General features: G+C 67.3%; 12 protein-coding genes. 4 read left to right on the top strand and 8 right to left on the bottom strand.

Features of this window, described 5'->3' with window-relative positions; genetic code table 11:
* Both VGR37_24060 and VGR37_24065 read left to right on the top strand, forming a co-directional pair.
* A partial coding sequence (locus tag VGR37_24060) for a hypothetical protein (GenBank protein HEV2150496.1) occupies nt 1–227 on the top strand: 227 nt, incomplete at its 5' end.
* A 113-nt stretch (nt 228–340) separates the two neighbouring features.
* Nucleotides 341–973 (top strand): hypothetical protein, encoded by a 633-nt coding sequence (locus VGR37_24065; GenBank protein ID HEV2150497.1) that lies wholly within the window; start codon nt 341–343, stop codon nt 971–973.
* Nucleotides 974–1,053: 80 nt separating this feature from the next.
* Here VGR37_24065 and VGR37_24070 read toward each other — a convergent pair whose 3' ends face one another.
* A complete protein-coding gene (locus VGR37_24070; GenBank protein HEV2150498.1) occupies nt 1,054–1,671 on the bottom strand; it encodes an HAD family phosphatase in 618 nt (205 codons plus the stop codon).
* Nucleotides 1,672–1,825: 154 nt separating this feature from the next.
* Here VGR37_24070 and deoC point away from each other — a divergent pair, with 154 nt between their 5' ends.
* Nucleotides 1,826–2,845: a deoxyribose-phosphate aldolase gene (gene deoC, locus VGR37_24075; protein ID HEV2150499.1), complete on the top strand. Its 1,020-nt coding sequence runs from the start codon at nt 1,826–1,828 to the stop codon at nt 2,843–2,845.
* 91 nt (nt 2,846–2,936) lie between these two features.
* On the opposite strand, the gene VGR37_24080 is transcribed toward deoC, so the two are convergent.
* The 4 genes from VGR37_24080 to VGR37_24095 form a co-directional block, all read right to left on the bottom strand.
* A complete protein-coding gene (locus tag VGR37_24080) occupies nt 2,937–3,554 on the bottom strand; it encodes a hypothetical protein (GenBank protein ID HEV2150500.1) in 618 nt (205 codons plus the stop codon).
* 231 nt (nt 3,555–3,785) lie between these two features.
* Entirely contained in the window at nt 3,786–4,244 is a 459-nt protein-coding gene (locus VGR37_24085) for a DUF6174 domain-containing protein (GenBank protein HEV2150501.1), read from the bottom strand.
* A gap of 104 nt (nt 4,245–4,348) precedes the next feature.
* Complete coding sequence (locus VGR37_24090; protein ID HEV2150502.1) at nt 4,349–4,585, bottom strand: hypothetical protein; 237 nt, start codon at nt 4,583–4,585, stop codon at nt 4,349–4,351.
* Between the two features lie 250 nt (nt 4,586–4,835).
* Nucleotides 4,836–5,291 (bottom strand): hypothetical protein, encoded by a 456-nt coding sequence (locus VGR37_24095; GenBank protein ID HEV2150503.1) that lies wholly within the window; start codon nt 5,289–5,291, stop codon nt 4,836–4,838.
* Between the two features lie 260 nt (nt 5,292–5,551).
* On the opposite strand from VGR37_24095, the gene VGR37_24100 reads away from it, so the two are divergent.
* Nucleotides 5,552–8,842 carry a carboxypeptidase regulatory-like domain-containing protein gene (locus tag VGR37_24100; protein HEV2150504.1) on the top strand — a complete coding sequence of 1,097 codons (3,291 nt, stop codon included), beginning with the start codon at nt 5,552–5,554 and terminating at the stop codon, nt 8,840–8,842.
* Nucleotides 8,843–9,173: 331 nt separating this feature from the next.
* Here the strand turns inward: VGR37_24100 and VGR37_24105 are convergent, their stop codons facing one another.
* The 3 genes from VGR37_24105 to VGR37_24115 all read right to left on the bottom strand — a co-directional run.
* Entirely contained in the window at nt 9,174–9,554 is a 381-nt protein-coding gene (locus VGR37_24105; protein ID HEV2150505.1) for a hypothetical protein, read from the bottom strand.
* Nucleotides 9,555–10,016: 462 nt separating this feature from the next.
* Entirely contained in the window at nt 10,017–11,171 is a 1,155-nt protein-coding gene (locus VGR37_24110; protein HEV2150506.1) for a hypothetical protein, read from the bottom strand.
* Nucleotides 11,172–11,469: 298 nt separating this feature from the next.
* On the bottom strand, nt 11,470–11,804 hold a 335-nt coding region (locus VGR37_24115; protein HEV2150507.1), incomplete at its 5' end, for a hypothetical protein.

Here is an 11,804-nt window from a genome sequence, read left to right on the forward strand (position 1 = left end):
CGCTGGAGTGGGGCGACGCGCCCCAGAAGGAGCACGCGCGCGCCCGGCTGCACACGCTGGCCCGCGACATGGGCGACCAGGTGGGCGCCCGCCGCTGGCGCTCCTCGCGCCCGCCCTCCCTGACCTCCATGTCGCTGTACCGGCCGAAGCCGGTGGCGCGCTCGGCGGCGCCGCGGCTCTCCCGCTGGCGCGAGGCGCTGGGCGAAAGGCAGCCCTGCGGGACCTGAGCCGAAAGAGATGAAGAGGGTGGCGCGCCGCGCCACCCTCTTTATCTTTCTCCCTGCGCCCCGATGCTTCGCCGGGGCGGGCGACCCCCACCTCCTGGAACGGAGATCCCGCCATGCGCAGGCAACACTCTCTGCTGGCCCTTGCTGCCGCGGCGCTCCTCGCCGCCGGGTGCGAGCGGAGCGCCACCTCTCCCGGCGATGCTTCCCTCGGCTCTGCGGACGCCGCCCTCCTCGCCCAGGAGCTGGACGCGCTGAGCGGCGCGGTGCTGGGCGGTCAGGTCGGGAGCTGGGTGGGCCTCTCCGTGGGATCGAGTGCGGAGCCGGTCCCCGTCGAGCGGACCTTCACCGCCACGCGGCCGTGCCCCGCGGGCGGATCGGTGGCGGTGAGCGGGAGCATGAAGGGGGAGATCGACCGGGCGGCGCGGTCGCTCACGCTGGAGACGACCGCGACGAAGACGCAGAGCGCCTGCGCGTTCCCGGCGCGCCGGAGCGGGGGCGCCGTTCTCACGGTGACGGGCAACCCGAGCATAACGGTCAGGTCGGCGCACCGGGTGGTGAACGGCCTGCCGAGCGGCCCGCAGACGGTGAGCCAGACGGGCGGCTTCACCTGGTCGGCGAGCGACGGCCGCTCCGGCGCGTGCACGCTGGACGTCACCTCCACCCTGGAGCCGGCCTCCCGCACCCTCACGGTGAAGGGAACGATGTGCGGCCACACGGTGGACGTGACCCGGCAGGTCGGACGGTAGCGCCACGACCACCGACGCGAGGGGAGAGGCGGGGCGCCAGGTTTCTCGGCGCCCCGCCTTCGCGTATGGCGCCGCCTCCGTCAGACCTCCACGCCCAGCTCCCGGAGGCCGTGCACCAGCGCCTCGGGTCCCTGCTCCCCGCGAAAGTGCAGGGTGCGCATTCCCAGGGCGCGGGCGGGCTCCAGGTTCTGCGCGCGGTCGTCCACGAACACCGTCTCGTCGGGGGCACGCTGGACGACCGCCAGCGCGGTGCGGTAGATCCGCCCGTCCGGCTTCATGGCTCCCAGAAACGAGGAGCTGAAGAAGCAGGTGAAGCGGCGCCGCAGCTCGAAGCGGGCGATGCGGTACTCGTTCAGCTCGCGCGACTCGTTGTTGAGCGTCGCCAGCAGGTACCGCCCGCCCTTCGCGAGACGGTCCACCACCTCGAGGCAGCCAGGGAACGCCTCCGACTGCGCCAGCATCGCCTCCCGCAACCGCGCGGCAGTGAAGGCGCGGGGCTCGTGGAAGACCGTGGCGCGCAGGTAGTCGTCCAGGGTACAGCGCCCGGTCTCCAGGGCGGGGACGATCTCGCGGTGGCGGTCCTCGAACTCTTCCAGCTCCACCCCGAAGCGCTCCAGGACGGCCGCGCGCTGCTCCCGGTCCCACCCGTTGCTCAGGAGCACGCCGCCCAGGTCCCAGAAGATCGCGCTGGTCTGCATGGCTCGCGGGAGCGGTGGGGAGCGGTGCCGGTACGCGTCGTGCGGCCCGGCCGGTGGCGGTGTGGCGCCGGGGAGCATATCTTGTTCCGCTGCGGTTTTCCGGCGAATTCGCATCCGTGCGCGCTCCCTCGCGCGGCGGCCTGGAAGGACGAGAATGGCGACGACGAAAGCAAAGAAGCTGGTGGCCGTCCCCGCGGGGAAGGCCGCGCCCGCGACGGCGCACGAGGAGGAGCGCAACCCCGGTACGCCGCTGGACCTGGACTGGGTGGCGGACGCGCGGGTGAACCGGAGCGCCGTGGAGCGGCGCGCGGGGAGCATCGGGGCGCGCCGCACGGTGAAGAAGGAGTGGCAGGCGGCGTGGCTCCTCCGCGCGGTCACGCTCATGGACCTCACCACCCTGGCGGGCGACGACACCCCCGGCCGGGTGCGCCGGCTCTGCGCCAAGGCGCGCCAGCCGGTGCGGCAGGAGATCCTGGAGGGGCTGGGCGTGGAGGACCTCCCCATCCACACGGCGGCGGTGTGCGTCTACCACACGCTGGTGGAGACGGCGGTGGAGGCGCTGCGCGGCTCCGGGATCCCGGTGGCGGCGGTCTCCACGGGATTCCCGGCGGGGCTCTCGCCGTTCAAGCAGCGGGTGGAGGAGATCCACGCTTCAGTCGAGGCCGGGGCGGCGGAGATCGACATCGTCATCACTCGCGCGCACGTGCTCACGGGCAACTGGGAGGCGCTCTACGACGAGGTGCGCGCCTTCCGCGAGGCGTGCGGCCCGGCGCACCTGAAGACGATCCTGGCCACCGGCGAGCTGGCGACGCTCCGCAACGTGACGAAGGCGTCGCTGGTGTGCATGATGGCGGGGGCGGACTTCATCAAGACCTCCACCGGCAAGGAGGCGGAGAACGCCACGCTCCCGGTCGGGCTCACGATGGCGCGCTCCATCCGCGACTACCGGGAGCGGACGGGGCACCGGGTGGGGTTCAAGCCGGCGGGAGGGATCCGCACGGCCAAGCAGTCGCTGGAGTGGATGATGATGATGAAGGAGGAGCTGGGGACGGAGTACCTGCGGCCCGAGCTGTTCCGCTTCGGGGCCAGCTCCCTGCTCACCGACATCGAGCGGCAGCTTGAGCACCACCTCACGGGCCGCTATTCGGCGGAGTTCCGGCACCCGATGGGATAGGACGGCGGGGCAGCCGGGGAGGAATGCACGCGAGGCCGCGGACGTCGTCCGTGGCCTCGCGTCTCTCGTCGGAGGGTGCCCTCCGCGCCGGTCACCGCCCGGGCTCCCGGATCCCCCCTGTCACCTCCAGAGGCTTCGTCACGAACGAGCCTGAGACGGTGATCTTCGGCGCATCCGGAACGGGGGCGGCCAGCAGTGGCGTGCACGGCCCCACCGGGGGTACCGGGGGATTGGAGCGGACCACCTCGCGCGCGCAGTAGCGGAACCCGGTGAAGCGGAAACGCCCCTCCACGAGTGTCTCTGACGACGACGTGATCTCCAGCTCCCCCGATTCCGCGACAAAGCGCTGTTCCTGGTTCCCTTCCCGAGTGGCGAACTGCACAGTGATGCCGCGCATCTGCCCTCTGAATCCGGCGTCGTCTACCAGGGTGATGGGATGGGTGCCCCGACCCAGCCTGCCGCCGTCCCAGCGCGTAAGGGTGAAGCTCTGGTTGGCGGATGCGCCCTGCCCCTGCGAGGTCACCTGGAACTGCTTTCTTCCCGGGCCGGGGGTGCCCGTGTGGAACTCGCCGGTGCCCTCGTACTGCTTCTCGAGGGCGCCGTCCACCGTGGCCAGCATGTACGAGGGCTGGACGTCACCGATCGGGTTCAGTTCGCAGGCAGCCAGGGAAAGCACCGCGGCCAGCCGGACCACACGAAATGGAGTCATCTTTCACCTCCTTTTGGATGTGAGGCCGAACTCCGGAGCAACTCGAACAGCTCCTCACGCCCGCCCCGGATCCCCGACGAATGGCGCTGCGGGCCGGTCACTTTCCGAGATGTTGGCTCAGCGAGGCTGTGCCAAATCGGGCGAGTGGCCGGTGCGTCCCGAACAGCCCCGTGGAACGTGACTGCTGCGCCCCCGATTCGCCTGGATCGAACCTGGAGGATGGCAGAACGGCTACTTCAGGATGCGGAAGTCCTCCACGGAGAAGCCGTGTTCGTCGTCGGCCCATGTGGAGCGGAGGTCCACGTCCACGAAGGAGGGAACGCCGAACCGGCTGCTGTACTTCACCTCCAGGCGCTCTGCCTCCTGCTCCAGGGCGAACTGCACCACGGCGAACAACTCCTCCACGGTATCGTGGTGCCGGAAGGTCTCGGGAGCGACGGGGCCATTGGGGTGGTGGAGAGGGCTGATCGCCACGGGGACGCCGCCGCGGACCTCGATCACTGCCGCGCCCCCCGTCCACGCGCCGTGCAGCCTCACGGTCATTCGGTAGCTGTTCGCCCCCTGCGCAGCCCATAGCCGCCGGTGCCTCTCCAGCCGGGCCGTTTCGTCGGCAGGTCCCATAGGCTCGGAGCAGGAGGCGAGCACCGCCGTGCTTAGCACAACGGCAGCGATTGCGAGAGATAGTCTCATCACGTCTCCCTGCTCAAAGGGGCTGGCGGCAGCCTGCGCGGTGGTAGCTACCAGACGCGCAAGCAGGGAGCGATGTCACATCAGCGTTCGATTCGGTTCCGCGCTTACCGGACTCGGTAAGCCCGCATCTGCTGCAATCTTGCCGCGGTATCCAGAGACAACGTCGCAAGGGCATCGAGTAGCTCGCCGCTGTAGGCGACGTTCTCGAACCCTCCAGCCACCGTGTATATCAACTCCATGGCCTCATCCACCTCCTTCGGGGTCATCCGCGTTTCCAAGGCGCGCCTCACCTCCTCCTGTGTGAATAGCGGACCGTTCGGCTGATCCGGGTGGTGGCTCATAGCGTTCCTCAACTGTGTCGATTAGCCATCGAGCGTTTTCCGGACTGTGCAGTCATGGGATTCGCCTGACAGTCGCCCCCGTCGGCGAGTAGGTCAAGCGGCTGCGGGTACTTCCACGAATGGGGATCTCCGGCCATGGTGGGTGTGACAGATGAGATGGCGCTGCGCGGTGCCGTCCCGCTACGCGCGCGCCCGTGCCGCCCGCCGGATCGCGATCTCCCGGTCGGGGGGATGATCCCTGCTCGATCTGCTATTCCTCGGTGAACTCGCCGGACACCGTTATCGTCTCGCCACTATTCCGCCGAGCCTGGAACAGGAAGGTGCCGCGGAGTGGGTTCGTCCTCGTAACGTGCAACTCCCCGGTGTTTCCCAGAAACACGGCGGTGGGCAACAAGAGTGAACTGAACACTTCCGCGCGGTCGAGATCCTGCCTAGCAACGACAGTGTACCTTCCGACCCGTGGGCGTGCCGGGATGTGAAAGATGATCCCGCGGTACGGCTCCTCACCTGGCAACTGTAGGTGAATGTCGTAGCCCGGGCCTGCAGTTACGCTACTCGGCCCGTAGAGCATGCGGCCTGAATAGCTGGCCGTGAGCGCGCCTGCGACTTCCGCAGTGTAGGTGCCGCTGCCCGCAGGGCCGGTGATGTTGCGGCACCCGCCGAGCAGCAGGACAGAGAGGAGGAGCAGGAGGGGGAGGGAGGGCATGTGATGGATCGGGATCAGGGTACATAAATCCACAGCGTGTAAAATTAAGCTAAGACGCTAGTCGCATCAGAACAAGCTTGCCGTGGCGGCATCCCAGCAGTAATATGCGGACACATCTCGGTAAAGCCCGCCCCACTCGGCAGCCACACCGCACTCCGAAGCTTCTCTTCTTCTGCATCATCCCATTACCTCTGCAGCCATCTCCGGCTGCAGAGCCACCGCCCCTTCGCCTGGGGTTCCCCCTCCCTTCGCAGGTGCCAATGACCCGCCTCAAACCGCTCGCCCTAATCACGCTCCTCCTGTTGGCGTTCGGGTGCAGGGACTCGAACCATCTAACCTCGCCGCACGATCCGCGTGGGCTCGCCTCCTCGGCGGACGAGTTCCCCGCGCTGGACACGACTCCACCGCCCTTCCTCCGCCCACCCTTCACCCTGCTTCCTCCGCTCGCACCGCAACGCGACCTGCCTGGCGTATTCGACGCCGGGCTCGCACCCGTGGTCGAGATTTGCCACTGGACTGGCAGCGAGTGCGCCGTGCCGATGGTGGCGCGGTTCACCACCACGAGCGGCCCGGGTTCAGAGACGGTCCGCGTCGGCTCGCCGGAGGATCACTACATCGTTAACTGGCATACCGACCAGTTCGCACTCGACCCTAGTCACATCTACCGCATCCGGGTGCTGCTGGCCGGCAACGAGATCGGCCAGGTAAATGTGAAGGTGGTCAACACCGGCAAGGAACTGAAGAACGTCGACACAGACCAGTACATCGGACTGGTGAACGGCAGGACCCTCCCCATCAAGTTCTGGATCCAGAAGATGCGTCGCCTGACCGTCGCGCGGGCGGTGGGCGTTCAGGGCACACCCGCCGAGCAGGATACACTGCTTCCGTACGGCACCACCGTGCGCTACGGGTTCGCGCCGGCACCCGGCTATGAAGATCTGGCAGTCATGCTGGACGGGGAGATGGTCCCCGCCACCGGGGTGCTGGCCATGGACACCTCACACGTGCTGCTCGCTGATGCGGACGAGACACTGGTGCTCACACCGGGCGACGAGGAGCTTGTGCGCAGCGCCCGCGCGATCCTCACGGCCACGGACAAGATCGCCGCTTTCCAGGTTCACCTGGACCAGATCAACGCCCTGTATAATCGCGTGGGGGAGGAAGAGGCGAACCGGCGCGTCGGGATCGTTTCTCAGCTCGCCTATGATCTTGTCGCGGATTCGACCGCGCTCCGGCAGGCGCATGAAGCGCTCGGCAATAACGTGTTCACGCCCTCGGAGCGAACGACCACGCAGACGTTCTCCTCCGCAACGATGAGCGCAACTCTCGCCCCGCGGACAACCACCTACTATGCCATCAATGGGATCCTGAACACGCCGACGGACGCAGGTCGCTATCAGGCAAACGTCACCCTCGCATTAGCCGAAGCCGGCATAGCGTCCGAAGCTCAACTGTACTACAACCGCACGTTCCTGTACCAGCACGCGGAGAAGTACCAGGCAGGGCAATGCTACGTTCGGATGCAGAACGAAATCCGAGATCTCAACTTCGGCAGAGCAGTACAGCGTGCCTCTCAGTGCACGATGCTGATCGCGCGGGACCTGGTGCGGTTCTTCGCTGATGTTGCGGAGTCCGGTCGGCAGGTGGCGAGCCTCTACTACAACGTCGATCTCAACTATCCGTCTCCGCTCTTCCACCGCGATGGTGAAATCTTCGCGGACACCCTCCGCCGGGCCGAGGCGAACGCGAACGTGATTCTGGTCGCGCATTCCCAGGGCAACCTGATCACGCAGCTCGGGCTGCGGGGGCTGTCGCGCCGGGACCCGCGGTTCGAGACCGGTGCGTACTCCTGCGTCGGCGTCACCTCGCTCTCGGCTCCCATCACCCACTCACCCCTCGTGAACGTGTGGCCCACCCTTGCGCCGGGGTCGCTCGCAGGAATCGTGATGAAGTACGACGTCATCCTTTTTCTTGGCCTGAATCATTTCCCGCGCTTGGAGACGTCCCTCACCCGGAGGGCGCAGAAGGAAATGACCGTCGTCACGTTCTACGGGCTGATGCTGACGCCGTTCACTGCGGGCTGGTCGCTGGTCGCGATTCCGCTCTGGCGCTTGTATTGGGCTGCAAAAATCCACGCTTCCGACTCGTATCTCCGCGGAAGGGGTGCCCGGCAGCAGATCAAGGACGCGCTGGTAGCCCAGACGCAACGGGTTCCGCAGATCGCTGGGTGTGAGGCCACACCACAGGTCCATTCCGTCGAGGTCACTCCGGCGGCGGCAACGATCGCTGCGGGGGGTTCGGTTCAGCTCGCAGCGGTGGCGCGGGACGCGGCGGGGAACGCCATTGAGGACAGCCCCATCACCTGGTCCAGCTCCGCGGGCTCTATCGCCACCGTTTCCAGCACCGGGAACGTGACCGGGATCGCCTCGGGAACGGCGACCATCACTGCAAGCAGTGGCGGCAAGAGCGGAACGTCGACGATTTCGATCGTCGAGGGCGGCACGCTCACGGGCCGCGTCGTGCACGCGGAGACGCGCGCCGGGATCGGCGCAGCGACGGTAACCTTCTCCGGCGGGGGCCTGACCCAAGCCGCCACAACCGCCTCCGACGGGAGCTACCAGTCAGGCAAGCTCCCGGCGGGATCGTACACCGCGACGGTATCCGCAAAGGGATTTGTCAGCGTAACACTGTACAATGCCGTGGTACAGAACAGCCAGACCACGACGCTTGAAACCATTCCGCTGGTCCCTGCCAGCTCGTTCCCCGGCGGGATCTCCGGCAGCATCCGGAATGCGCGCAACAACGCAGCCATCGCCGGCGCGACAGTCGAACTCCGCTCAGGGATGAGCGCCCTGGACGGCCCGGCTGTCGCGGTGACCACCTCCGATGCCGCAGGGAGCTACCGCTTCACGGGGCTACCCGCAGGCACGTACTCGATCCTGGGCAAGGCCGGTGGTTTCGTGGACGGGGTTCAGACCGGGGTGGTGATTGGCGACCGCGAAGTGGCTGGGCAGAACCTCACCCTGTCGCCCAGCACGGAAGATATCACCATCGTGCTGCGCTGGGGTGCCACCCCGAGCGACCTGGACTCGCACCTGACCGGGCCGACGGAATCCGGTTCGCGCTTTCACGTATACTACGCAAGCAAGGGTAGCCTGCTCTCATCGCCCTTTGCCGCCCTGGACATCGACGACGTGACGTCTTACGGACCAGAAACCATCACCATCTCGCGGCAGTTCTCCGGAACCTACCGTTATTCGGTCCACGACTACACCAACCGATTCGCCAACCCCAGCTCTGCCCTGCCGGGATCGGGCGCACAGGTCAGAGTGTACCGTGGCGGCTCGTTGGTCGCGGAGTTCAACGTTCCGAACCAGCCGGGGACCCTGTGGACGGTGTTTGAGCTGGAAGGATCCACGATTCGTCCAGTCAACGCGATGCAGTATGTGAGCAATCCGTCGCAGGTTGGTGCGATGTCGACGTCCAGTTCCACCTCCACGGACGCCGAGCTGATTGGTAGCGCGGTCGCGGAGCACCCGAAGCAGCACTGACTCGCCTCGACCGTAGGCGAGGCAAGTTGATGGAGCAGCATGGATAGGGGGTAGGAAGTAAGCCGGCGAGCCGCTCAGGCTGTTGCTGGCTTACTTCCTATCCTTTCGCGTGGACGTAGGTGCTGGTGATTTCCTCGCACTGTTGACACACTCGATGGCGGGGCGCACCGGGCAGGAGAGGAGGAGAGAGTGTATGCGTCTCCTCCGACGCCTTGGAGCTTCGCTGGCATGTTCAGCAAGTCGCCCCCGCCGGCGAGCAGCTCATGCGGCTCCGAGCACCGCCCCGGGTGGTGGATCTCCGGCCGTGGTAGGTGTGACAGGCGGGACGGCGCTACGCGGCGCCGTCCCGCTGCACTTGTGCGCGTGCCGCCCGCCGCTGCATCGCGATCTCCCGGCCGGGGAAGCCGTAGACGTCGGCTGCGAGCTCCGCGTCCGTGGCCTGGACCGCGTCCCACACGGGCGCCCAGACCTCCTCCAGCATGCCCTGCAGCTCGGGGTCGTCCAGCGCCACCAGGTGCCTGGCGCGCTCCCCGTCCTCCCGCTTTTGGAAGTGCGCCAGGACCTCCCGGCGCCTATCGGGACGCACCATCGCCAGGAGGCGCTCCAGCGCATCGGCGTCGAAGCCGGGGAGCATCTTCGCGCGGTCGGCACCGTCCAGGCGGTACGCCGGATCGGCGCGCGGGAGCCGCAGCGGGACGGGTTCGGATGTCATAACAAGGAAAGGCGTCGTGTGAGCGTTCCGCATCCGCAGACTTCCTCGCCCTCCACGTGGCGGAAGATAAGTGTAGGCCGATTTGCCGCCACAGGGCAGTACGGAGTGCTGGCGGGAAGGGTGCGGAGGGGGTAACGTTCGGGCGCGGGCAACTTCCCGCTCACCCCCCTCACAAGGACGGAACCATGAAGAACCGGTGCACCCTGCTGGCGGCTTGCGTGCTGTGCCTGGGCCTCGCCGCCTGCGGCAGCTCCACCCTCCTCACGCCGGAGGGCCCCCGCTACGACGGCGGTTCGACGATAGGCACTGGACACCGGACCGGCAGCACGACGACCGTCACCTCCTCAACGGAGACGACGGCCGATGAATCGACACAGGAGCGAGGTGGTTTTACGATTGGGTCTGGGAACTAGCTCAGAGAGGATCTGCTGACCTGCCACCTGATTCTGGACGGGCTCCGGGTTATCGCTCGCCCGGAGCCTTCCATAACCTTAAGCGCGACGTGAGGCGAAGAGACAGCGCGTTTAACCGATCTGGATTGGCTGGCTCACTCTCGCCGAATGGCAGCGCGCGGGCTGCAACCTGACCCGACAGCTCAGAAGCAACCCTGCCAACACCTCTATCATTCCGGACGTGGGCTAATTCGATTGCTGACCGCGCATATCCGTCGGCTTCATCCCATCTCCCAAAACAGCGCGACCCCTCAGCCAGGTTCACAAGGGCAGCCGGAGCGTATTCAGCGTGCTCCTGGATCAGTGGTTTGAGGACCTGTTCAATCTCCCCAAATCGCTGTTGAATTCCTGCTCCAGCAACAGCTCTGGCTAGCGTGCTCCACACAACAGTTCGGAACTCCGGCAGGCAGATGCGTGGGAGAACCATCTCTAGAAGGGGGATGGCCCGAGTATAAAAGCGTAAGCGCACTAGAAGGAAGGCCCAATCGTGAATCAGGGCCGGAAGGGCAGGATGGCGGAGCGGGTAAAGGTCAAGCGCCTTACGCACGTGCCGCATGCCCGATTCAAGCGTTCCGACTTCGGCCGCCACAGTAAGTAGGTCGTGCTGCGCCTCGCCTGCCTGCCTCCTCCGCCCCGTATTCGCCGCCCGCCGCGTCGCCCCCTCCAGAAACTTGCGGGCCTCGTCGTGCTTGCCGAGGTCCTTCATCAGGTTGCCGTAGCCGATCAGCGCCCGGATGATTTCCGTATCATCCTGGCGCCGGACGCCGAGCCCGTGGCCGCGGTGGTACCAGCTCGACGCGCGCTGGTCCTCCGCCGCCCTGCGGCACATGCGCCCCGCATCGTTCGCCTTTGCAGGGCATTCCGGGTCCGCAAGGGCGGCGCCCTCCGCGAACACCATCCCCAGTTGGATCAGCGAGCGCTCCTCCGCCCAGGCGTGCACCTGGCTGCACGCGGCGGCGAGCCGCGCCGCCTCCATCCCCGCGGGTGCGCGGATCAGCTCCGCGAAGGTACCGAACGCCTCCACCAGCTCCGGCGCCGCCGCGCAGGCGGCGCCCAGGCGCTCGTAGGCTTCCCGCTTCCGCTCGAACTGGAAGAGGGCTTCCCGCTCCTTCGGCGATGTCGCGGCCCAGTCGCCCACCTTACGCAGCGCGCGCCAGAGCGCCATGCACAGCTCCGGTCCCGCTTCCTCCACCGAAGCCAGCACCCGCGGCCATGGGAGGACCGGCGGCGGGATCGTGATGGTGCGCCTGCGCTCGCCCTTTTCCTTGCTCTTGCGCTGCGGAGTTGATGTGCGGGGAGGAGCTGCTCCCATGGATTCATGACGGAGAAGGTGACTTGCCGCACTCTACCCGTCAGAATAATGGGAATCGGCGTCATCCGCCATACTTTTCGGATGCCGCCTCCGCTCCGAATGGGAACGACATTGCACCTTTTCCTGCCGGAAACGGGCTTCCGGAATGCACTCAATCCGGCCTCTGCGGGCCGTGCGGTCTGCCGATCCACCGCATCCCCCCCGTCTGCTCCCACAGATCCCGGAGGAACCGCTCCGCCTCGTCCGCCTCCTGGTCGTCTCCGCGGGCGAGTGCCACCTCCAGCGCGCGCTGCCCCGCGTGCTCGGCAAGCGGCCAGCGCTCCGCCACCGCGGCGGCCCTCGCGAGCTCCAGGAAGGCCCGCCCCCGGCCGCCACCCGCTTCCCGCGCCGTGTGGCGCCCCAGGAGGTCCCAGGCCCGCTCCGACGCCCGATCGAACTCCGCCGCGGCGCCCGCCTCCGCCGCCGCCCGGGCCACCACCGCCAGGA

The sequence above is a fragment of the Longimicrobiaceae bacterium genome (assembly GCA_035936415.1).
Taxonomy (GTDB): domain Bacteria; phylum Gemmatimonadota; class Gemmatimonadetes; order Longimicrobiales; family Longimicrobiaceae; genus JAFAYN01.